The 23,065-nt window shown below is 64.6% G+C and carries 17 protein-coding genes, 1 pseudogene and 2 riboswitches; of the genes and pseudogenes, 14 read left to right on the top strand and 4 right to left on the bottom strand.

The features are described from left to right. Window positions 1-40: 40 nt before the first annotated feature. Window positions 41-1,810: a histidine kinase gene (locus tag WS54_RS31670; protein ID WP_059780697.1), complete on the top strand. Its 1,770-nt coding sequence runs from the start codon at window positions 41-43 to the stop codon at window positions 1,808-1,810. A 42-nt stretch (window positions 1,811-1,852) separates the two neighbouring features. Here WS54_RS31670 and WS54_RS31665 read toward each other — a convergent pair whose 3' ends face one another. After that, window positions 1,853-2,971: an extracellular catalytic domain type 1 short-chain-length polyhydroxyalkanoate depolymerase gene (locus tag WS54_RS31665; RefSeq protein ID WP_059780698.1), complete on the bottom strand. Its 1,119-nt coding sequence runs from the start codon at window positions 2,969-2,971 to the stop codon at window positions 1,853-1,855. A 412-nt stretch (window positions 2,972-3,383) separates the two neighbouring features. Between WS54_RS31665 and WS54_RS31660 the strand changes: the two genes are divergently transcribed. From WS54_RS31660 to WS54_RS31640, 6 genes are all read left to right on the top strand, one after another. Continuing rightward, window positions 3,384-4,505, top strand: coding sequence for a sensor histidine kinase (locus WS54_RS31660; RefSeq protein WP_059780711.1), 1,122 nt, complete (start codon window positions 3,384-3,386; stop codon window positions 4,503-4,505). 553 nt (window positions 4,506-5,058) lie between these two features. Next, the gene (locus tag WS54_RS31655) at window positions 5,059-5,670 is read left to right on the top strand and encodes an ATP phosphoribosyltransferase regulatory subunit (RefSeq protein ID WP_059780699.1); all 612 of its coding nucleotides are present in this window, start codon (window positions 5,059-5,061) and stop codon (window positions 5,668-5,670) included. 645 nt (window positions 5,671-6,315) lie between these two features. Next, window positions 6,316-6,831, top strand: a complete 516-nt coding sequence (locus tag WS54_RS31650) for a GNAT family N-acetyltransferase (protein ID WP_236872824.1) — start codon at window positions 6,316-6,318, stop codon at window positions 6,829-6,831. Between the two features lie 231 nt (window positions 6,832-7,062). Then, window positions 7,063-7,785 carry a hypothetical protein gene (locus WS54_RS33820; RefSeq protein ID WP_159086716.1) on the top strand — a complete coding sequence of 241 codons (723 nt, stop codon included), beginning with the start codon at window positions 7,063-7,065 and terminating at the stop codon, window positions 7,783-7,785. Between the two features lie 516 nt (window positions 7,786-8,301). Continuing rightward, window positions 8,302-9,258: a class I SAM-dependent methyltransferase gene (locus WS54_RS31645; RefSeq protein WP_236872823.1), complete on the top strand. Its 957-nt coding sequence runs from the start codon at window positions 8,302-8,304 to the stop codon at window positions 9,256-9,258. A gap of 300 nt (window positions 9,259-9,558) precedes the next feature. Further along, window positions 9,559-9,993 (top strand): hypothetical protein, encoded by a 435-nt coding sequence (locus WS54_RS31640; protein ID WP_236872822.1) that lies wholly within the window; start codon window positions 9,559-9,561, stop codon window positions 9,991-9,993. Between the two features lie 261 nt (window positions 9,994-10,254). Here WS54_RS31640 and WS54_RS34315 read toward each other — a convergent pair. After that, window positions 10,255-10,473: pseudogene (locus tag WS54_RS34315) on the bottom strand (alpha/beta hydrolase); the annotation flags it as partial. A gap of 38 nt (window positions 10,474-10,511) precedes the next feature. Further along, entirely contained in the window at window positions 10,512-11,534 is a 1,023-nt protein-coding gene (locus tag WS54_RS31630; RefSeq protein ID WP_034209009.1) for an ABC transporter substrate-binding protein, read from the bottom strand. Window positions 11,535-11,673: 139 nt separating this feature from the next. Then, a riboswitch (guanidine-I (ykkC/yxkD leader) is annotated at window positions 11,674-11,795 on the bottom strand. 432 nt (window positions 11,796-12,227) lie between these two features. Then, window positions 12,228-12,359: riboswitch (guanidine-I (ykkC/yxkD leader) on the top strand. Between the two features lie 57 nt (window positions 12,360-12,416). Here WS54_RS31630 and WS54_RS31620 point away from each other — a divergent pair. The 7 genes from WS54_RS31620 to WS54_RS31590 all read left to right on the top strand — a co-directional run bounded on the left by WS54_RS31620 (window position 12,417) and on the right by WS54_RS31590 (window position 22,459). Continuing rightward, the gene (locus WS54_RS31620; protein WP_059780702.1) at window positions 12,417-13,172 is read left to right on the top strand and encodes an urea amidolyase associated protein UAAP1; all 756 of its coding nucleotides are present in this window, start codon (window positions 12,417-12,419) and stop codon (window positions 13,170-13,172) included. Window positions 13,173-13,183: 11 nt separating this feature from the next. After that, window positions 13,184-13,840, top strand: coding sequence for an urea amidolyase associated protein UAAP2 (locus WS54_RS31615; protein ID WP_059780703.1), 657 nt, complete (start codon window positions 13,184-13,186; stop codon window positions 13,838-13,840). Window positions 13,841-14,039: 199 nt separating this feature from the next. Then, entirely contained in the window at window positions 14,040-17,651 is a 3,612-nt protein-coding gene (gene uca, locus WS54_RS31610) for an urea carboxylase (RefSeq protein ID WP_059780704.1), read from the top strand. Then, a complete protein-coding gene (gene atzF, locus WS54_RS31605) occupies window positions 17,648-19,519 on the top strand; it encodes an allophanate hydrolase (protein WP_059780705.1) in 1,872 nt (623 codons plus the stop codon). The genes uca and atzF overlap by 4 nt, the downstream gene beginning before the upstream one ends. Before the next feature lie 64 nt (window positions 19,520-19,583). Continuing rightward, window positions 19,584-20,558 (top strand): ABC transporter permease, encoded by a 975-nt coding sequence (locus tag WS54_RS31600; protein ID WP_050015417.1) that lies wholly within the window; start codon window positions 19,584-19,586, stop codon window positions 20,556-20,558. Between the two features lie 45 nt (window positions 20,559-20,603). Further along, on the top strand, window positions 20,604-21,515 hold the full coding sequence (locus WS54_RS31595; protein WP_034209015.1) for an ABC transporter ATP-binding protein: 912 nt from the start codon (window positions 20,604-20,606) through the stop codon (window positions 21,513-21,515). Between the two features lie 206 nt (window positions 21,516-21,721). Next, complete coding sequence (locus WS54_RS31590) at window positions 21,722-22,459, top strand: transporter substrate-binding domain-containing protein (protein WP_059780706.1); 738 nt, start codon at window positions 21,722-21,724, stop codon at window positions 22,457-22,459. A 78-nt stretch (window positions 22,460-22,537) separates the two neighbouring features. Here WS54_RS31590 and WS54_RS31585 read toward each other — a convergent pair whose 3' ends face one another. Then, a complete protein-coding gene (locus tag WS54_RS31585) occupies window positions 22,538-22,771 on the bottom strand; it encodes a hypothetical protein (RefSeq protein WP_011549124.1) in 234 nt (77 codons plus the stop codon). Window positions 22,772-23,065: the final 294 nt, after the last annotated feature.

Here is a 23,065-nt window from a genome sequence, read left to right as displayed (position 1 = left end):
CGCCGCGGCGATGCATTCAACCCGTTCGGGGCGTCCGATCATGCATGGCATCTACAACGTTCCGCTCGTCCTGCTGTCGCTCGCGATCGCGACGCTTGCGTCCTATACGACGCTCGACCTCGCCGCGTTCATCTCGCTGCTCGACGATCCGAAGCTCAAGCGCGCATGGCTGGGCGGCGGCGCGGCGGCGATGGGCACCGGAATCTGGTCGATGCATTTCGTCGGCATGCTCGCGTTTTCGTTGCCGGTGCCGCTCGGCTATGCATGGCAGGAAACCGGCGCATCGCTGGCGATCGCGGTGCTCGTATCGTATTTCGCGCTGAACGTCGTCACGCGCGCACGGCTCGCCTGGTGGCGGCTGTGCGCGGGCGGCGCGCTGATGGGCGGCGGGATCGCGGGCATGCATTACACGGGGATGGCCGCGATGCACATGCAGCCCGGCATTCGCTACGATGCCGCGCTGTTCGCCGCATCGATCGGCATCGCGGTGATCGCGTCGACGGCCGCACTGTGGATCGCGCAGGCGCTGCGCATGCAGCAGGCGCGCCATGCGACCGCGCAACGCATCGGCGCGGCCGTCGTCATGGGCATCGCGATTACCGGCATGCATTACACGGCGATGGCGGCCGCGCATTTCGCGCCGGATGCGCGGTGCGGCGCCGCGAACGGGGTCGACGCGCCGTGGCTCGCGACGACGGTCGCGCTGTTTACGATGGCGACGCTGGTCGTCACGCTGCTGGTGTGCCGTTTCGATGCGCGCACGACTTTCCTGCGCGGGATGACCGACACGCTCGAACGGCTCGTGCGGGTGAGAACGAGCGAACTCGAACGCGCGCTGCATAGCTATGAGCAAACGACACGGATGCTGCAACGCACGCGCGAGAACATGGCGGCCGAGATCGACGAACGCAAGGCCGCGCACGCGCTGCTCGAACAGGAGAAGGACGAACAGCGGCGTTTGCTGCAGGCGCTCGAGGAAACGCACGACCAGTTGCTGCAGTCTGAAAAGCTCGCGTCGATCGGCCAGCTCGCGGCCGGCGTCGCGCACGAGATCAACAATCCGATCGGCTTCGTCAGCGCGAACCTCAATACGTTGAAGACGTGGGTGCGCAGCCTGCTCGACGTGATCACCGCACATGAAGCCGTGCTGCCGCAGCTCGACTCCGCCACCCGCGACGCGTTGACGGCCGTGCGCCGCGCGGCGGATCTCGACTATGTCCGGGACGAGATCGCGATGTTGATCGACGAATCGATCGACGGCGCGCTACGCGTGCGGCGCATCGTGCAGGACCTGCGCGATTTCTCGCGCCCGGCCAGCGACGAATGGAGCGTGGTCGATCTCCATGCGGGCCTCGAGAGCACGCTCAACGTCGTCCACAACGAACTCAAGTACAAGGCCGATATCGTGCGCGATTACGGCGATGTCCCGCACGTCGAATGCCTGCCGTCGCAGCTGAATCAGGTTTTCATGAACCTGCTGGTCAACGCGGCGCAGGCGATTCCGGAGCGCGGCGTGATCACGATCCGCACGTCGAGCGACGGCGATCACGTGTCGATCGCGATCAGCGATACCGGCGCCGGCATGACGCCCGACGTCGCGCGGCGGATCTTCGATCCGTTCTTCACCACGAAGCCGGTCGGGCAGGGCACGGGGCTCGGACTGTCGGTATCGCACGGCATCGTCGAGCGTCATCGCGGCACCATCGACGTGACCAGCGAGCCGGGGCGCGGCACGACGTTCCGGATACGGTTGCCGGTTCGACGTGCGGCCGACCGCACGAACGCGGTCGCGCTGGCGCAACGGGCGTGACGACACGACGCCATGACGGCGAGCGGTCGCGGGCGCCGTGTGTCACGCCGATCGCTTGCGGCGCTGACGGCGAAAGAAATGCCAGAACATCGCGGTCGCGTCCGGCCCCGTGGCGGAATGGAACGGCTCGTCCGGATCTCCGCCGCTCCATGCATGCCGCAGCCCGCGAACGACACACACCCTGACGACCAGCCGTCCACGCTTCAGATAATCGATGTAGTCCGCCTCGTCCTGCGCGTAGCGGCGTTGCTCGCCGACGCGGATCGCGCCGTGTTCGTCGACGAGCCGGTTGAGTCGCGCGAACGCGATGCCGAGCTGCGTCGCATTGCGGTCGGTCACGACCGTGTCGAGCGCGCCGTGCACGACGAGCGCCGGCATGCCGGGATAGGACGCGACGTCGGCGCACGCGTCGAGCACTTGGATCGGATCGTCGCGGATGCCGCGACGCATCAGGCTCATCGCGGCCATCGTCGACGACGGCGGCGCGAGGGCCGGGCCCGAGTGCAGGCCGACCGCCGCGAAGCGGTCGGGATACCGTATCGCCAGCGCCGCGGCGAGTCCGGCGCCTGCGGACATGCCGGCCACGTAGATCCGGTCGCGATCGAAGCCGTGGCGCCGCACGATGGCGTCGACCAGCGATGCGACGGCCGCGGCTTCGGACTGGGTCGCGTCGCCATGCCAGTGCCAGCAGCGATGCGCATGGGCCGTCTTGGCCTGCTCGGGAAACAGCACGGCGAACCCGGACCGCTCCGCGAGACGGCACATGCGCGTGCCCGCGGCGAACGATTCGGCGGTCTGCTTGCAGCCGTGCAGCATCACGACGGCCGGCATGCCCGCTGTGGCCGCCGGGGCGACGGGGAGATACAGCGCGTACGCAAGATGGTTCACGAGCCGGCCGGCGCTCGGGCCGGCGGAATGAAACGAGCGGAGCCAGGTGCCGGGCGGCGGCTTGGCCGACGGGGCGCGCGCGCCGTGCGTGGAGCCGGTCCGTCCGGCGGTACGGACGGTGGCGGCGGGCTTGGCGGTCCGCGGGGTGGCCTTTTTGGTCGCCTTCTTGACGGCCGGCCGCGACCTGCCGACCGGCTTCTTCGGGCGCGCGCCGGTCGCGATGGCAAACAGGTCGAGAGGCCGCAACCAGAGGCTGGATTTTTTCCTGGGCATATGCAGTTTCGTGCCGGCGGCCGGCCGTGGCAGGAAAATGCGGCCGAATCCGGCGTCGGGATGAGAGTCGAACGAGCGCGGCGCAAGGTTCGTGCTGCCGGTGCCGCGGCAATCGAACGGCGTCGCACCGATCGTCGGTCATGCTAGCTGCCCGGCGTGACGTGTGTGCGAATCGAAGGTCGCTTCGGCCCTGTTGCGACCGGCCATTCAGTAGCATATCGTCCAAAGGCGCCGGATATCGGCGCTCGACAGCGGCAGGCGGGCGCGCGATCGATCGAAGCTGCTTCGACGCTCTCCGCCCGCGCGGGCGGAAACGACCACGGCGATCGAATCGCCGGCTGACACCGATATTCACGTGATATCGTGCGGTTCGACCGAAGTGTCCATCGTTCATTCCGTTGTGAGGAGCGACATGCGACTTGCTGATTTCATCGTACGGAACATGGAACCGATCCTGGTGCAGTGGGAAGCGTTCGCTGCCACCCTGTTACCGGCCGCGAGGAACATGAACTCGATCGGGCTACGCGATCACGCGCGTGAGATTCTGACTGCCGTCGCCAAGGACATCGCGACGCCGCAAACGAGGGAAGCGCAACGCCTAAAATCGCTAGGGCACGCGCCCGAGCCGGTGAATGCCGGAGAGACGGCCGCCGAGACTCATGCCACCCTGCGTGCCCGGCGGGGCTTCAACATCAACCAGCTGGCAGCCGAGTATCGGGCGCTGCGCGCCAGTGTGCTGCGCCTGTGGATCGACGAGTGTCGGCCGGGCGTGCCCCATCTGGACGACGTGATTCGCTTCAACGAGGCGATCGATCAAGCGCTGGCGGAATCCGTCGCCTTTTTTACCGAAGAAGTCGAGCAGGCTCGCAACTTGCTCCTCGGCATGCTGGGCCACGACATGCGCACGCCGCTGCAGACGATCCTGGTCACGGCGTCGTATCTCGCCGCGCTCAATGCAGGGGAGGAGGTATCGGAAGCAGCCGCGCGCCTGATCAGAAGCGGCGCCCGCATGCACGGCCTTCTCGAGGATCTCTGCGATTTCAATCGAACCCAGCTCGGACTGGGCATCAACGTCGTTCCCCGCAAGATCGATCTCGCGCACGTGCTCGTCAATGTGGTGGACGAATTGCGGGCAGGTCATCCCGATCGCGAAATTACGCTCGATATGAGCGGCGATCTTCGAGGTGAATGGGACGATCAGCGAATGCAGCAACTGTTGAGTAATCTGGTGAGCAATGCCGTCAAGTACGGCGCGGCCGGGACACCGGTGCGGGTGATGGCCGAGGCGAGCGGCGCGGAAGTGCTCATCGAGGTCGGCAATAACGGCCCGGCCATCGATCGGCTCACGCTGGACCGCATCTTCGATCCGCTCCAGCGCGGAGCGGATGGTTCGGAAAGGACGGGTGACGATGCCGGCCTGGGACTCGGCTTGTTCATCGCCAACGAAATTGCCAAGGCGCATCGCGGCCGGATCGACGCGCGTTCCGATCGGGCGGAAACCGTGTTCGCGGTGCGGCTGCCGAGAGGTGTGTGAGGCGGGGAGCGGGGGCCGGGGATGTATTGGTTTCGGGCGGGTCCGCTCGGAGGCTCGTGGGAGGGTGGTGCTGGATCGTTTCGGGTGGAGGGTGTGGCTGTTTGCTGCTGGTGGGATCGAGTGCCCGCGAAAAGTTGCTTTTGCCGACGAGTTCGCGGTGGTCCGCATGCGATCGCTCGAGGTTTGTCAGCTGGCTTGCGATCGGGGATGGCGATAGGCTGTTGTCCTGCCAGGAACTGCCCTTCGACTACTGCGACTGGATTGATGACAATGTTGCGGGAGCAACGAGTGAAAAGGTCGATTCGTGGATCGGTTCACAAATCAGAATTAATGTGCCAATATGGCCGGCATGGAACTCCGTAACGTCCCGAACCCATCCCATCATCATCACGGTCGTCACTTGATGCGCCGTGATTCGTTACGTCCATAGGAGGATTTCCGGGATTGCAGTTCCCCCTTCCTGTACAAACGACCAAGGCGCCTACGGCGCCTTTTTTATTTTTTACCTTGAGGAGGACTCTCATGAGCATGATTCGCGGAACACGCTTCATCGTTGGCAAGGAAGCCGCACAAATTCGCGCTCTGGAAACTCAATTCCGGAGCTATCTTCATTAAGGTTGGAGCGGAGGAGGCGATTGTCCCGGCGTTGTGGTCGCAAGATACATTCATTCAAAAAGCCGGGGGTAGCGAGATCATCGGCCAGATGTGGGCCTTTCCCGATAAGAAGGGACGCGCTTGCTGCCTGATTCCTGAGGCCACGGCCCTGTTCCAGGAGCGATGCAGCGAGCTGCTGGGCCGACAACGGGAGCGGATGTTGTTTTATATCGCTCGATGCTACCGCTATGAACGACCTCAAGCCGGTCGCTACCGCGAATTCTCCCAACTGGGATTCGAGTATCTCTGCCCCAAACCGGAAGCCGCAGTCAAACGCAGCCAGGAAGTAGCGATCGGCTTTTTCGATTCACTCGGCCTTCGCTATGAAATCGACGATTCGGCCCGCAGAGGCCTCAGCTACTATCTGAATGGTCGGGGCTTCGAAATGCGCTGTACCGAACTCGGAGCACAACAGCAAGTGGTTGGTGGCGGTGCATATCAGGAGGGAGCCGGTTTCGGCATCGGCGCTGAACGACTGTTGTTGGCGATGACCGCTCAAGGGCTTGTGTAGTGCTCCAATGCCGACGCGGCTTGCGACTAGGAACAGTCGCAAGCTCCATATCGCGGGCTACGCGGAGTCAGGCGAGGGCACGAACGTCCGCTTTCTGCAATCTCGACTGTCCCTTGTGGGGCTACAGCGGAACGCGTCTGGCTGCAGCTGGCCATGAACGGACAGTCGACGGGGTTGCCTCGATCGTTGACGATCGACCTGTCATTGCCTTGGTCGCGACTCTCCGTTGGGAGTGTCAATGCTAATTTACGGAGATTCTCAGCGCTTATGGCTATCGTTTGGGGACCATGCTGCTTTTGCGGGCAGTCGATAGAGAAGACCGAAACTGATCCGTGCGAGGTCTGCGTTACAACTGCTGAGGGACCTCGAAAATCGCAGGTTTGGTTTTGCCACGGCCAATGCTTTCGTGATCGACTGGGTTCCCCGCCTGATGAAGCCGATCCCGAATTCTTCGACCCAGCATACTTTTGATCAACGCCGACTACGCCGCGCCACAATCCATATCGAAATGTCCAACGTCGGCCAGAAGCGGGCATTCGACGAACCGACATGAATTGGCGACAAATTTGATTCGAAGGGCGCTCCTGGAATGTCCCTTTATCGCACGGATCTCCTAACATGCTGCCGTCTGTTGACGAACTCCTCATGCTCGACTCGCTGACGTTACGTGCCCACACAGAACAGGCGGGCGATGCCTTCGACATGAACGAGCACCGGGTAAAGCTGCAAAAAGCCTTGGAGGTCAATGAAGTATGTTCAGTGCGACGGGAGGGCAGGCTCGTTGCTTATGCAATGCTTCGACCAGACGCAGAAGCGTGCTGGTTCGTTGGCGCATTTGGTACGCACCCTCTGCACCGAACGTACAGCGTTATGAGCGAGCTACTCGCAAAGATAGCCGCTCTTGCGAACGAACGAGGAATCGGTGAGTTTAGAAGCCACGTTTACAAAACCAACCGATTGTCTATCGCTTTCCATCGCAAGCTTGGATTCCGTGTGACTCGTGAGAATGACAAGGCCTTCGAGTTCTTAATTGCGGTGGATGAATTGGCCTCAAAGCCCGCTGCTCGACGTGCCGCTACAGTGGCGTCCTGCACTGAGAAGCTCGGAACACTTGATGATTTCCGGAAGAGCCGGACTGGAACGCCCGTGCGGCCACTTTAGGAAAGGGTGGATTGACCGCTCCGGGTCGGGAGTACCCACTGCCGACTGACCGCTTTCAGGGCGCAGAATTCAGGCGACTGCTTACGAGCGGTTAGATCGGGGAGCATACTGACGCAGTGCGACCCGCGTCTGTCCTTTGGACCGCGATCCGCCGGACGACCGCTTATAGCCGTCTAACCGCCTCTCCCAATACGCTCTGAATTGTAAGTTTTCGTAGATAGAATCGTTGCGATGCTGGTCGATAGATTTCCGACAAATGACGGGGTAGCGATGGGCCGCAAATATAAATGGTTGGGCATTGGTTTTGTACTGCTGGCAGTTGGTCACTACTTGCAACTCCGCGGGCTACACATGTTCGCACAGCATCAAGATCGTGCCACCGAGCAGGGCCAAGCGCGTCTGCAAAGCCGAGTAGGAAGAACTTACTGGGTGAGTCCGGCGGCGAACTCAACCTATCAGTTTGTCCGGTTTGCCAACGAGAATACGGCGGATAGTATTGCGCATGGCATCACGGTAAAGAACGCCGAGAGATTTACGGTGATTAAGCTCTCGGCGAAGCCTGACTCCGATGACGGAACGTATCAGGTGCGTTTTGCGGACGGAACATTGAAGTGGTTAGATAATACGATGTTTAATATCCATCAATATGAACCTACGGGTGAGATGAAGCGGCCTTTCGAAATTTTCGAAGAAGATCCACGCATATTAAATGTGGAAGGGAAAAAAGAGGGAGGTGCCAATAAAAGCTCGTCACTGGGGCCAGACCCAACCAAACCATCCCATGTTTTCTTCGGGATGACCGAGCAACAAGCGCTTGCATCAGAATGGGGGAAGCCAGTCACGGTGTTTCACACACCATCACCAAGAGGCTCCATCGATGGTTGGATCTATGGTCGCGGAAACTTTCTAACGTTCGCAAACGGACGCTTAGAGGAAGTGTTAAATACTCTGTAAAACTTGATTTTCGATAGACTGATGCCTCTGCCGAGCGGACATCTGAGTGGCCGAAGTTGGTAGGCGATGGAAGCGGTCGGCCGACGTGGACACCTATATTGACGACAATCGATCAGAATTACCTTGCATGCGACGTCTCCCCGCCAAGTTGAACAAAATCCGAGATGAATTTACCCTCAATAGTCAAGCCACTTGAACATCCCTTGTCGGCGTTCGCTTCGAACATCGATTCTGCGCGCGACGTCGCTGTCGCTGGACTACGATGGGCAACTCCATATTGGTGTGACTTCGCGATCGGTTGGTTGGAGCAAGGCCTGGCCGTTGACGACGAGATAGACGAAATACTGCGAGAAATTTCCGAGAACCGACGTTTTCCGCAGAGGCTACGGCATCGCCCGTTTGCGCTACACGTACGATTCACGAGGACTAGAGAAGCTGGATAGTCGCTAGATCCGCGATCGGCCGAGTTTTTGGGGAGGAGGCGGGGAAGCCCCGCCCTGCGCTGGCGACAACCGAATGTCTACGTCGACAGTCGGCCATTCTGAGACGTTCGACATCGTGGTCTGGTTCGTCGACAATCCGCCTGGAGTTCAGGCTCCAGAGTCACGAGTATTCCCAACTAGCGAACAATCAAATGGCGCAAGAATGACCTCGTATGCAGAAATATATTTGAAAGATTTTCACCGTCGCCGGGCAGGAGCAACGCGTCGAGCTTATGGTAATCGACCTGCACGATCTGCGCAGGCAGCATACCCCTCTTCCTATCACGCACTGGCGGATCGTGTACCGAATGAAGCGATGTCGCGGACTGTGCTCGATCTGGCATGTGGTGATGGGCCATTGCTGCAAATTCTGAACGACAGGGGACATTCGGCAACAAAGCTAATTGGCATAGACATCAGCGATGGCGAGTTAAGCGTGGCTCGGGGATTATTGCCGCGCGAAATACGGTTGCTCAACGAGCGTGCACAAGAAATGTCGCTCGATAGCGGCTCGGTAGACTACGTGCTGTCGCACATGGCTCTCATGTTGATGGACGATATCGAACAAGTTGTTCGAGAGATTCGCCGGGTATTGCGTAACGGCGGCAGCTTTTCCGCTATCGTCGGGCGGAGCTTTTTGACTGGCAAGGTCGGCGAAGTCTTTTTGGACATCTTCAGGCCAATCGCGAAGGCTCAGCTCACGGAGTTGCGACTCGGTGACGTGCGCACACGCAGTGAAGCGGGTTGGCAAGAACTACTAACGCCCGATTTTGTTGATGTGGCTTTTGAAGACATCGAAATCGACTGGACGCCTACACCCGAGCAGCTGTGGTTGGACATGCTGGATACCTACGATGCCGACCGGATGTCGGAAGCGGCGCGCGCGCAGTTCAAAAGTGAACTGTTGTCGGCGTTCGCGCCCATGCAAAGCGAAGACGGTACGTTGCAAACTGGATGGGGCTTGCGTCTTGTTCAGGCCACTGCTGCCTAGAGGCGAGCTTGAAGGACGGCTCAGGGTAGCACCGAGCCAGTCGCCTGTAGATGCTCGCTCGGTCATATCCGTCATTCGTCGGCGTGCGCCGGCAAACGCTCAACCGGTCGCTTCCCGGTGCACTGCAGACGTTCAGTCGCAGATCGCGCGCGTCGCGCTATCGCGCCGATGCCGCTTGTACTCGCCAACTCCGTGACTAGACTGGATCAATAGCGCCCGGGCGTGCTTCAGCGGCAGCCGCCCGTCGCGAGTCAGTGGACCGCTGGCGCTCGCGTAAGTAGACACCGGGCAGGAGGACATGTGAAATGCTTCAATCTGGCCCCAGGAAAGAGCATGGCATCGAGGCGGGCAGGGAGCGCGATGGCGGGCGCGGTTCTGCTGGCGTCCTCTGTCTTCGTCACGTCAGGGCATGCCGAGCCGGTCGTCACGGGGCCACTCAGCGTCGACGGATCGCTCGTCGTCCTCGGGCCGGTTACTGTCGACGGCTCGCTGACGGTGGCCGGCGACATCTCCGCCAGCGGCCCGGTCACCGCGGCCTCGATTGAACGGATTCCTCCCGACGGTCATGCCATACGCAGACGTCAGGGAGAAAATACGTTTCACGGTCCGCTCACCGTGCATGGCCCGCTGACCGTGCACGGGGATCTGGAAGCACGTGGACCGATTTCCGTTGGCGGCGCCATCGGCGCCGTTGGGACAGTTGACGCTGAGGGTTCGATTACGGAGCGTCGTTGAATACGCGTCAGTGTAGATGGCACTCGTTCTGTTGACTCGGCGGTCGGTTGACGCATGACGCAGCATCCACATTCGAAGCGTTCGGGCACCCGGCGATGCGCTCGACTTCGGCCAGGAAGAGACACTCACAATTGCATCTTCAAAGAGCGAACATTCACGCTCGGCCCTGTCCAGGAAATCTAGGCGGCTCGCCGCCGACATCTGTTCAAGTCAATGTGATGCGCCAGATGTCGGCTATGCCTTTATGTCGCGATGATGCCCTTATGCGGCCGTAGCGCTTGCTGCTTCGTCGATTAGATCGGCCACCTCCACCGCTTTCGATGCCGACGACGCATGACTGGTTGCAAGCGTGATGACTTTACGTGCACCCAGCCGACCCGACATGTGCTCCTGGTTCGCAGGCGCGATCATCCGGTCCTCGCTCGAAATCTGATACCACGACGGCTTGTTCTTCCACGCGGGTGCACCGGAGTTGTCCCCCTGCGCGGCGCGTCCCCGCGCAGGCGAACGTGTTGCCGTCAACGCGCGTCGGTAAACCGCGGATCGATATACGCGTCGACGTCCTGCGACTGCTTGTACACGGCATTACGCACGTTGAACGCATTCGCATTGCGCGTCGAGCCGTAGATCGAATCGAGCCCGTCGCCCTTGCGGAACACACGCTTCGCGGCCGCTTCGTCGAGCAAGTGCGTGCCCTGCAGCAGCGGAAGGTATTGTGCCGGCGCGAGCCCGACGCGCGCCGACATGATCTTGACTGCGTCGGCCTGCGTCTTCGGATCGTTGATGTACGCAACGCAGCGATACCAGACCTTGACCACCTTCGCCCAATCGGCCCGGCGCGCGGCGAGACTCGCCGGCGCGACGGTGATCGCATCGTAGATCAGCCCCGGCGCATCCGCCGACGTGAAGATCGCGCGCGAACCCGGCGCGCGCTTCAACGCCTCGCCGGCGTTCGGTTGCCATGCGGCTACCGCCGCGATGTCTGCCGACGAACCGAGCACCTGCGGCAGTTCGTTGGTTTTCGCATTCACGAGCGTGACGTCGCTGTCCTTGAGCCCGTGCTTGCGCAGTGCGGTTTCGAGCAACAGGTGGTCGACCAAACCGAGCTCGACGCCGATCTTCTTGCCCTTCAGCGCCTCGACGGTGCGCAGCGGCGGCTTCGCGACGATCATGTCGTTGCCGGCCGAATAGTCGGTCAGCAGGATCATCACGTTCTTCGCGCCGGATGCGCCCGTCACGAGCGCATCGCCGTTGGTCGCCGCGACCGCGTCGAGCTTGCCTGCGGAAAACGCGTCGAGCGACGCCGAATAATCGAACCATTCGAAATCGACGTCGACGCCGGCCTCCTTGAACCAGCCCTTGTCGAGCGCGACCTGGAATGCGACCCAGCCGGGCCAGTCGCTGTAGCCGATCTTCAGCGGCGCGGCCGCTTGCGCGGCAGGCGCCGCCCATAACGCGGCAGCCGCGGCGGCGGCGCCCAATGCGTGGCGGATGAAACGGAAGGACGGCAGGCGGCGGAACGCCGGGGCGGGACGGGTCATCGTTGTTCTCCAGGAGACCGGGATCGGGATCGTCGATAGGACTGTGCGCGCGCACACGGTCCGGCCGCGTGACCGGTTCCTGCGGATGCGGAGCGAACGAAGCGGCCACGGAGAGGCGCGACGGCCGTTGCCATCGCCAATCTCCCGGGCTTTTGTCCCGCCGTGTAGCACGTGCGCATCCGGTCTCGCGACAGGATGAACGCGTGCCGGGCTGCTCTCGGACCAGACGTTCGACGAACCGGAACCCTAGCACCCCTAAGATGCGACGCCGCCGCACCTCTCGGCGTCATGCCGAGCGAGAAGCGTGCCAACGTCGCGCGGCAATGCGATTCAACGGCGGCGCAGGGGGCGCTGAAGTTCGATGAAGCGGACGGCGAACAGCGCGTGCAGTACGCGCCGGAGCAGGTCGAGCTTGTTCATGAAGGATCGGCGACGAGGTGAAGGTGCACGGATTCAGCAATGCCCATGCCATCGCGGATCGCGCGGTGCGCGAGCCCGCGATGCGCACTGCGCCGGTGCGCGGTTGCGTGCGCATGGTGCGCCGCGCGCCCGCCGCGAGGGCAAGCGAATGCGTCCGCCGTTCGCATCTCGCGCGGCATCGCGCCGCCGGGCCGCGTCGTACGGTCATTGGACGGCGGCTGGCACGCAACTCGCTTGTTCGATGCTCGAGAGGTGCGAAGCAATTTGCATCATCTTCAGGATCGCTAGGGTTCCGGTCGTGCGGCGTGCGCCGCGCGATGCCTGGTCCGAGAGCAATCCGGTCTTGCCTTCGCCTCGATACGAGGAAACGGCGAGGCTCCACGGAGGGATAAAAGCCCGGGAGGTCCCGATGTCGTTCGGTCGCCCTCTCACGCCCTTTGTCCAACCGACCCCGGAGCCGCCATGTCGCCGAGCCCCCAAGCCGTCCTTGCCCCACCGCCACACGTCGCGTGGGAAACGCTGATTCCCGCCGGAACCCATTGGTCAGGCATCCTGCGCCGCGGTCTCGCGCTGCGCATCGTCGATGTCGACGGCGGCGCGAACCTGTCCGCGGTCTTTCATCGCCAGGAAGACCTGCTCGAACGCTACAACATGGCCGACACGCTGAAGGCGCAGCACACCGCGCATCTCACGCGCGGCCATGCGCTGTATACGGACATGGGGCGCGTGATCGCGTCGATCACGGCCGACACGCTCGGCTGGCACGATCCGCTCGGCGGCGTCGGCGATGCGCGGCTGTTCGCGCACAAGTACGGCACGACGTCGTACCAGGCCGACCGCAACGCGATGATCCGCAACGGCCGCGACAGCCTCGTGCTCGAGCTCGCGAAATACGGCCTGTCGGCGCGCGATCTCGCCGCGAACGTCAACTTCTTCAGCAAGCTGGCCACGCGCGACGACGGCACGCTCGAATTCGTCGCCGGACATTCGCCGGCCGGCAGCACGTTCGACCTGCGCTTCGAGATGAATACGCTCGCGGCGTTTTCTACCGCGCCGCATCCGCTCGATCCGCGTCCGGACTACGCGCCGAAAGCCGTGAAGCTGATCGCGTATCGCGCGTATCCGGCCGATGGCGCGGCGCCAGAAGACGACCCGTGCCGGCGCGCATGCGCGGAGAACACGCGCGGGTTCGCCAACACCGACCGTCTGTTCGCATGAGGAGCGAGACCATGCCGATCATCGAAAGCCGGCTCGACCCGCGCGCAGCGATCCACGACATCACGCTGAATGCGGGCGACCCGTGGCTGCACGACCTGAAGCGCGGACAGACGTTGCGCATTCTCGACCTGGAAGGCAACCAGGCCGTCGACACGCTGTTCTACCGCACCGACGATACGGAAGAGCGCTACAGCGCGCAGGACACGATCCGCGCGCAGCGCAACCTGTACCTGAGCGCGGGCAGCGTGCTCGTGTCGAACCGCGGCAACCCGATGGCGACGATCGTCGCCGACACGTGCGGCCGCCACGACACGCTCGGCGGCGCTTGCGCCGCCGAGAGCAACACGGTGCGCTATGCGCTCGACAAGCGTTACATGCACAACTGCCGCGACAGCTTCCTCAACGCGATCGCGCACTGCACGTGCGGTGCCGGCGCGCGGCTCACCAAGCGCGACCTGGTCGGTAACGTGAATTTCTTCATGAACGTGCCCGTCACGTCGCTCGGCGGTCTCACGTTCGAGGACGGCATCTCCGCGCCCGGCAAGTACGTCGAGATGCGTGCGGAGATGGACGTCACGGTGCTGATCTCGAACTGCCCGCAACTCAACAACCCATGCAACGGCTACAACCCGACGCCCGTGCGCCTCATGATTTGGGAGGCCGAATGAATGATCGTCACGCTCACCGGCTTTGCATGGGACCGGAGCACGCACCGACGCGCGACGCCGGATCGACTCGTTCGCCGCGCCCAGAGGGCGCCGTTGCCATCCACGGCCGGCTTTGCAAAGCCGGCCGGCTGCGCGGGCGCGGAGCGATGCTCCGCGAATTCCCCGCTACGCCCCTTGGCGCGGCCCTGCGGGAGGCAACATGAGATTCGCTAAAGTCCTCGTCGCGAATCGCGGCGAAATTGCGTGCCGCGTGATCCGCACGCTCGAGCGCCTCGGCATCGCATCGGTCGCGATCTATTCGGATGCCGATCGCGACGCGCGCCACGTGGTGCTCGCCGACGAAGCCGTGCGTGTCGGCCCCGCACCGGCGGCCGACAGCTATCTGAACGTCGCGGCGATCCTCGCCGCTGCGCGTGAGACCGGCGCGCAGGCCGTGCACCCCGGCTACGGTTTCCTGTCCGAGCACGCCGGCTTTGCCGACGCATGCGAAGCGGCGGGCCTGCGGTTCATCGGGCCGCGCGGCGATCACATGCGCGCGTTCGGCCTCAAGCACACCGCGCGCGAACTCGCTGCCGCGCACGGCGTCGCGCTGCTGCCGGGCACCGGGCTGCTCGACGACGTGGCAACGGCGCTCGCCGAAGCCGACGCGATCGGCTATCCGGTGATGCTGAAGAGCACCGCGGGCGGCGGCGGCATCGGCATGTCGCTGTGCCGCGATGCCGCGCAACTCGCCGCGGCTTTCGAATCCGTCGTGCGGCTCGGCAGCGCGAACTTCGCGCATGCGGGCGTTTATCTCGAGAAGTTCGTCGAACACGCGCGGCACATCGAAGTGCAGATCTTCGGCGACGGCCGCGGCGGCGCGATCGCGCTCGGCGAACGCGATTGCTCGGTGCAGCGGCGCAACCAGAAGGTGATCGAGGAAACGCCCGCGCCCGACTTGACCGATGCCGAGCGCGACGCGCTGCACGCAAGTGCGGTGCGGCTCGCGCGCGCGGTGGGCTACGCGTCGGCCGGCACGGTTGAATTCGTGTTCGACGCGACCGCGCGGCGGTTCTATTTCCTCGAGGTGAACACGCGGCTGCAGGTCGAGCATTGCGTGACCGAGGCAGTGACGGGCGTCGATCTCGTGGAATGGATGATCCTGCAGGCTGAGGGCGATCTGCCGCCGCTCGACACGCTCGCCGTCGCACCGCGCGGGGCGAGCATCCAGGTGCGGCTCTATGCGGAAGATCCGAACAAGCAGTTCCAGCCGAGCGCCGGGCTGCTCACGCACGTCGCGTTTCCCGAAAACGTGCGGGTCGATGGCTGGATCGAGGCCGGCACGGAGATCAGCGCACATTACGATCCGCTGCTCGCGAAGCTGATCGTGCGCGGCGACACGCGGCGCGATGCGCTGGCCGCGCTGCGTGCCGCGCTCGACCGTACCGAGCTGTACGGAATCGAGACCAACCTCGACTACCTGCGTGCCGTCGTCGGCTCCGACACGTTCGCGCGCGGCGCGCCGACGACGGCCTTCCTGTCGCGTTTCGCGTTCGCGCCGCACACGATCGACGTGCTCGACGGCGGCGTGCAGACCACCGTGCAGCAGGCGCCCGGGCGCGTCGGTTACTGGAGCGTCGGCGTGCCGCCATCGGGACCGATGGACGATCGCGCGTTCGACCTCGCGAACGCGCTGCTCGGCAACGCGCGCGACGCGGCCGGACTGGAATTCACGATGGTCGGCGCGACGCTGCGCTTCAATACCGCGACGCTGTTCGTGCTCGGCGGCGCGCCGCTCGCGGCCACGCTCGACGGTGAACCGGCGCCGTTCTGGCAGGTCGTGCGCGCACGACCGGGCGCGATACTCAAGCTGGGCGGCGTGACGGGCGCGGGCGTGCGCGCGTGTCTCGCCGTCAAGGGCGGGTTGCAGGTGCCCGACTATCTCGGCAGCAAGGCGACCTTTACGCTCGGCCAGTTCGGCGGCCATGCCGGCCGTGCGCTGCGCAAGGGCGACGTGCTGCATCTGCACGCGGACGCCGGGCGCGGCGACGCCGGCGCGGCGCTGGCCGCGGCCGATCTGCCCGCGCTGACGCATGCGTGGACGCTCGGCGTGCTCGACGGTCCGCATGGCGCGCCGGATTTCTTCACGCCGGACGATATCGCGATGCTGTACGGCACGCAGTGGACCGTCCATTACAACTCCAGCCGCACCGGCGTGCGGCTGATCGGCCCGAAGCCGCAATGGGCCCGTGCGGACGGCGGCGAGGCGGGGCTGCATCCGTCGAACATCCACGACAACGCGTACGCGATCGGCGCCGTCGATTTCACCGGGGACATGCCGGTGATTCTCGGCCCGGACGGGCCGAGCCTCGGCGGCTTCGTGTGTCCGGTCACGGTCGTGCGCGACGAGCTGTGGAAGCTCGGGCAGTTGCGGCCGGGCGACACCGTGCGGTTCGTGCGCGCGGGCGTGTCGACCGGGATGCCGGACGGGAAATCGGCCGCCGCGGTCGTGCAGTCGGCGAGCGACGTTGCCGCTGCCGCATCCGGCGATTGCGTGCTGCATCGCGACCCATCGGCCGGCGGCGGCATCGGCGTCGTCTACCGGCGCTCGGGCGATCGCAACGTGCTGGTCGAATACGGGCCGCTCGTGCTCGACCTGAACCTGCGCTTTCGCGTGCACGCCCTGATGTGCTGGCTCGACGCGCACCGGCTGCCCGGCATGCTCGACCTGACGCCGGGCATCCGCTCGCTCCAGGTGCAGTTCGACGCACGGACGCTGCCGCTGGCCTCGTTGCTCGCGCATCTGCAAGCCGCCGAACGCGAGCTGCCCGACGTGGCCGACATGCGCGTGCCGAACCGCATCGTCCATCTGCCGCTGTCGTGGGACGACCCGTCGACGCGCGTCGCGATCGAGCGCTACATGCAGTCGGTGCGGCCCGATGCGCCGTGGTGCCCGAGCAATATCGAGTTCATCCGGCGCATCAACGGTCTGCCGAGCATCGACGACGTGAAGCGCATCGTGTTCGACGCGCGCTATCTGGTGATGGGGCTTGGGGACGTCTACCTCGGTGCACCCGTCGCGACGCCGATCGATCCGCGGCACCGGCTCGTGACGACGAAGTACAACCCCGCGCGCACCTGGACGCCGGAGAACGCGGTCGGCATCGGCGGCGCGTATTTGTGCGTGTACGGGATGGAAGGGCCGGGCGGCTATCAATTCGTCGGCCGAACCGTGCAGATGTGGAATCGCCATCGCACCACGCGCGAATTCGAGGCCGGCAAGCCGTGGCTGCTGCGCTTTTTCGACGAGATCCGCTTCTACGAAGTCAGCGAGGCCGAGCTGAATGCGTTGCGCGCGGATTTCATCGCGGGCCGCGCGACGCTGAAGATCGAGGAATCCGTGTTCGATCTGCGCGAATACAACCGCTTCCTGCGCGATGAAGCGGATTCGATCGCCGCGTTCAAGGCAACGCAGCAGGCAGCATTCGACGCGGAGCGCGAGCGGTGGCGTGCGGCCGGCCATGCGGAATACGTCGGCGACGCGGAGCAGGGCGACGCGCAAGCGGACCGGGCAGCGGCCGCGCTCGACGGCACGCAGCGGGCGATTGCCGCGGACGTATCGGGCAGCGTGTGGAAGGTGCTGGTGGAAGCCGGCGAGCGCGTGACCGAAGGGCAGGTCGTCGCGATCGTCGAGTCGATGAAGATGGAGGTGGCGGTGACGGCAACGGAAGACGGCACGATCGAGACGATCGATTGCGCGCCCGGCGCGGCGGTGGTGGCCGGCCAGCGGTTGATGGTGATGAAGGCGGGCGCTGCCGAGGAGGTCGCATGAGCACGACACAACGCTCGATTCTGCCCGGGCTGCACTCGATCGCCGCGCTGCGCGCGCGCTACGCGGCCGGTGGTTTGACGCCGCATGCGCTCGTCGACGCGATCGCCGCGCATTTCGACGCGGGCGACCCGCACCATGCGTGGATCCGGCCGCTGACGCGCGACGAGATGATACCGTATGCCGACGCGCTCGCCGGGCGCGACATCGCGTCGTTGCCGCTTTACGGCGTACCGTTCGCGATCAAGGACAACATCGACCTCGCCGGCATACCGACGACGGCAGGCTGCCCCGCTTACGCGTACACGCCGGCGCGCAGCGCGCCCGTCGTCGAGCGACTGATCGCGGCCGGCGCGATTCCCGTCGGCAAGACCAATCTCGACCAATTCGCGACCGGGCTCTCCGGGCAGCGCTCGCCTTATGGCGCGTGCCGCAACGCGCTCGATCCGCGCTATGCGTCGGGCGGATCGAGCTCGGGGTCGGCCGTAGCGGTCGCGCTTGGCGTCGCGACGTTCTCGCTCGGCACCGACACGGCCGGCTCCGGGCGCGTGCCGGCCGCGTTTCACGGGCTCGTCGGGCTCAAGCCGACACGCGGCGTGCTGAGCACGCTCGGCGTGGTGCCGGCCTGCCGGTCGCTCGATTGCGTGTCGGTGTTCGCGCGTTCGGCGGACGACGCGCGCACCGTGTTCGCCGCCGCGCACGGCGTGACGGAAGGCGATCCGTACGGGCGCGCGTGGCAGCCGCTGTTGGGCGCGGACGGTTTGCGCGCGCAGCCGGCACGCCCGCTCGGGCAATTGCGTTTCGGCGTGCCGCGAGCCGATCAGCTCGAATTCTTCGGCGACGACTCGTACCGTGCGGCGTGGGGCGCGGCGCTGGAGCGACTGCGCACGACCGGCGCGCGGGTCATCGAGATCGACTTCGGCCCGTTCCTGGCCGCCGCGCGGCTGCTGTACGACGGCCCGTGGGTCGCCGAGCGGCTGGCCGCGATCGGCGCATTCGCCGCGCGGGAACCCGATGCGCTGCATCCGGTGATTCGCGAGATCGTCGGCGGTGCGTCGCGCTTCAGCGCCGCCGATGCGTTCGCCGCATTCGACCGGCTTGCCGCACTGCGCGTCGCCGCGGCCCGCGCGTGGGACGGCCTCGACGCGATCGTGATGCCGACCTCGGCGACGACCGCGACCGTCGATGCGCTCGAAGCCGATCCGATCGCGATCAATTCGCGCTTCGGCTACTACACGAACTTCGTGAACCTGCTCGACCTGTCGGCGATCGCGGTGCCGGCGGGCACGTGCGCAACCGGGCCGCATGCGGGCTTGCCGTTCGGGATCACGTTCGTCGGCCGCGCGCACGACGATGCGCGGCTGCTCGATCTCGCGCATGCGTGGGGCGATGGCGCGGCTGCCGTCGACGACGTTCCGCCGCCTGCGGCCGCGATGTCGGCGCGTGTCGCAGCCGCGGGTGTCGTGCGGGTAGCCGTCGTCGGCGCGCATCTGCGCGGCGAGCCGTTGAACGGGCAGCTCACGCAGCGTGGCGCGCGCTTCGTCGCCGCGACCACGACCGCGCCGGCCTACCGCCTCTATGCGCTGTCCGCCGACGCAAGCGGCGGCGTCGCCAAACCGGGGCTCGTGCGCGTGCCGGAAGGCGGCGCGCCGATCGCGGTCGAGGTCTGGGAGATGCCGGTCGAGGCTTACGGCAGCTTCGTCGCCGGGATTGCTGCCCCGCTCGGCATCGGCACGCTGACACTCGCCGACGGTTCGCGCGTGCAGGGCTTCCTGTGCGAGAGCGTGGCGCTCGACGATGCGCAGGACATCACGCGCTACGGCGGCTGGCGGGCTTATCGCGCGCAAGCCGCCGGCGGCGCACTGCAATGAACGCACGGTCGCGCGATGCCGCGGTATCCGCGCGACCGGCATCCGAAACGATACGGAGATTCCGATGACAACGACCCGCAACACGACCGGATGGCTCGCCGTACGCCGCGAGCTGACGACGCGCGGCAAATGGACGCTCGGGCTGGCGTCGTTCCTGCTGCCGTTCGCCGTCTGGTGCCTGATCAGCTACGTACCGTTCGTCTGGCATCCGCAAATGCGCATCACGAACCCGGGAAGCGTCGACTATTTCCAGACCGGCATGCAGATCGACCGCGACGTGTTCGACGACGAGCTCGCGCATGCGCGTGCGACGCATGCGGCGGTACCGGAGGGCGTGCGCGCGAATCCGGTCTACCTGCCGGCGCCGCATCAGGTGTTGCGCGCGTTCTACACGGCGTTCACGACACCGCCCGCATCGCGCGACGGCGTGTGGCTGCACGAAAGCCTGTGGCACAGCATCCGCATCATTTTCTGGGGCTTCGTGATTTCGTCCGCGATCGGCGTGCCGCTCGGCATCGTTTGCGGCACGTTCAGCGCGCTCGCGCGGCTGCAGGAGCCGTTCCTGGAGTTCTTCCGCTACCTGCCGGCGCCCGCGTTCGGCGCGCTGATGGTCGCGATTCTCGGCATCTACGACGCGCCGAAGATCGCGATCATCGTGATCGGCACGCTGTTCCAGCAGGTGCTGATCGTCGCGAACACCACGCGCAAGCTCGAATACGGGCTGTTCGAGGCCGCGATGACGCTCGGCACGAAGAAGCTGAAACTGCTCACGCACGTGGTGATTCCGGGCGTGCTGCCGGACCTGTATCGCGATCAGCGGATCCTGCTCGGCTGGGCGTGGACTTACCTGATCGTCGCCGAGCTGGTGGGCACGAGTTCGGGCATCACCTGGTACATCAGTCAGCAGGCGCGCTACCAGCATTTCGACAACGTTTATGCGGCAATCCTGATGATCGGGATCATCGGCCTCGGCACCGACATCGTGCTCGGGCTGCTCGGCCGCCGGCTCTTTCCGTGGGACCGCACGCTGAAAGCGTGAGCGCCGCCCGCACGTATCCATCGACCGATTTCCGCAGAGGGCATCATGCAGAACCCGCAAGCCGTTCCCGATTACCTGATTCAATCCGACGCGGTACGCGAGCGCTTCGCACGCCTGAAGGCCCGCGACGTGATACTCGACGTGCGGCACGTCGGCAAGCGTTTCGCGACGCCGCAGGGCGAGTGCGTCGCGCTCGACGACATCAGCTTCCGCACGCACCGGCGCGAGTTCGTGTGCGTGATCGGCCCGTCCGGCTGCGGCAAGTCGACGTTGATCCGGATCCTCGCCGGGCTCGACGCGCAGACGAGCGGCGAGGTGCTGCTCGACGGCAAGCCGGTGGACGGGCCGGGCGCCGATCGCGGGATGGTATTCCAGGGCTATACGCTGTTTCCGTGGCTCACGGTGAAGAAGAACGTGATGTTCGGCCTGCGCATGAACGGCAGCGGCAGCGGCGAGGCCGAGCGCGAGGCGTTGCAGTGGCTCGATCTCGTCGGGCTGACGCGTTTTGCCGACGTGTATCCGCACCAGTTGTCGGGCGGCATGAAGCAGCGCGTGGCGATTGCGCGCGCGCTCGCGAATCGTCCGCGCATCCTGCTGATGGACGAGCCGTTCGGCGCGCTGGACGCGCAGACGCGTGCAAGGATGCAGACGCACCTGCTCGACATCTGGCGCAACATCGACGTGACGATCCTGTTCATCACGCACGACCTCGACGAGGCGATCTTTCTGGCCGACCGGATCCTGGTGCTGAAGGCGAATCCGGGCGGGGTACAGGAGCTGATCGAGGTGCCGGTGCCGCGGCCGCGCGATTATTCGCAGGTCAATACGCCGGAGTTCATCGCGACGAAGGCGCGGCTCGAGGCGCTGATCCATCCGAAGGAAGCCGCGACGGCGGAAGACGACGGCATCAAGCCTCACATGATCCGGATGACGGATGTCGCGGATAACGTCGAATAGCGTGGAGCCAATTCATTCCGCCACGCCGGCACGCCTGTCGCATCAGGCGGGCGATGTCCGGATCGATGACGTCATCGGCGGTTGCGTCAAGAAAATGTCATCAACCTGCATACACCCGGAATAATTTTGTCGACCTTAGTGGACCTCGACTTCCCACGGTAAGCTGATGAATTCCCGATCGATTCTTCGGCTTGCGAGAGAAAGCGATGAAGTTGACCATTGCATACATCGAAGAACCGCCGTTCGGCTGGACCGAAGCGGACGGCACCGCCACCGGCGCCGATCTCGACCTCGCGGGGACGATTCTCCGGCAGATAGGCGTCACCCGGATCGGGTATTGCCCGACGACGTTCGGCGAATTGCTGCCGGGCGTCGAAGCAGGTCGGTGGGACATGAACGTGCCGCTTTTCGTGACGCCGAAGCGCGCCGATACCGTCGCGTTCAGCGTGCCGGTGTGGGGGATCGACGACGGCTTTCTGGTCCGGCCCGGCAACCCGAAGGCGCTGCGCAGCTATGCGTCGATCGCCGAACGTCCCGATGCGCGTCTCGGCATCATTGCAGGGCAGGTGCAGCATGATTCCGCGATCGCGTCGGGCGTGAGTCGGCGGCAGATCGTCGTCTTCGAGCAGCAAGCCGACGCGATCGCGGCCGTTCTCTCCGGCGTGATCGACGCCTACGCGAGCACGGCTTTGGGAAACCGGATCGTTGCGAGCCGGATAGGCCGCGCGATGATCGAGGACGTCGCGCACGAGCCGGAGGTAAACGGCAACCAGCGGACGCCTCCGCTGGGCGCGTTTTCGTTCAACCGGGAAAACCGGGATCTTCTGGCGGCGGTTAACCGACGGCTTCGTTCATATCTCGGCTCGCCGGATCATCGCGCCCGCATGGCGAAATTCGGGCTGACCGCGCGCGAAATCGATCCGGCCGTGTTGCGGACAGGGTAGGTCGGCACGCGGCCGCGAACGGCCGTTCGACACAGCTTTTTAGATCGTCGACAATCGGTGCGGATAAGGGCGTAGCCTTTAGCGGTTACCGTCGATCAGATCGTTCAGCAGCGCATCGAACGCGGCCTGTGCGTCTTCAAGTTCCTGCAGAGCGGCATCAAAGGTTTGCAGCGCGAACGGCGAAGGCTCGCCGCTGCCTTGCGGCGGAAATTGCTTCTGCATCGAGGCGAACGTACTCTGCACGCGCAGCGTGGCGGCCACCATGCGCTCCATCGCCTGGGTTTCTTCGGCTCGGGCCTGTTCCGGATTCATTCCTCTCTCCTTGGATGGTTTTCTTGAAGACCAGATCGTACACGCTGTGTCCGTTCTTGCCGCCCTTGGCAGAACGACTCCGTTGAAGGTTCCAACGGCACGCTGCGGGAGAAGCGATTTAATCGGGAATGATTTCGCAGTCGCGCCGAGGCCAAGATACTCATCGAGCGTGGCTATAAAACCCCGCCGCACGTCACAACGATTGGCCGCTTTGGATAAATCTGAAGGGCCGTTCTGGGTCGGCAACAGCCGAACGCGTCCGACTGTAGCCGGACGCGTTCGGTCATTCGCGCA

It is taken from the genome of Burkholderia sp. NRF60-BP8, assembly GCF_001522585.2.
GTDB lineage: Bacteria > Pseudomonadota > Gammaproteobacteria > Burkholderiales > Burkholderiaceae > Burkholderia.
The sequence above is the reverse complement of the archived record's forward strand: the minus strand, read 5'-3'. Positions and strand labels throughout refer to the sequence as shown.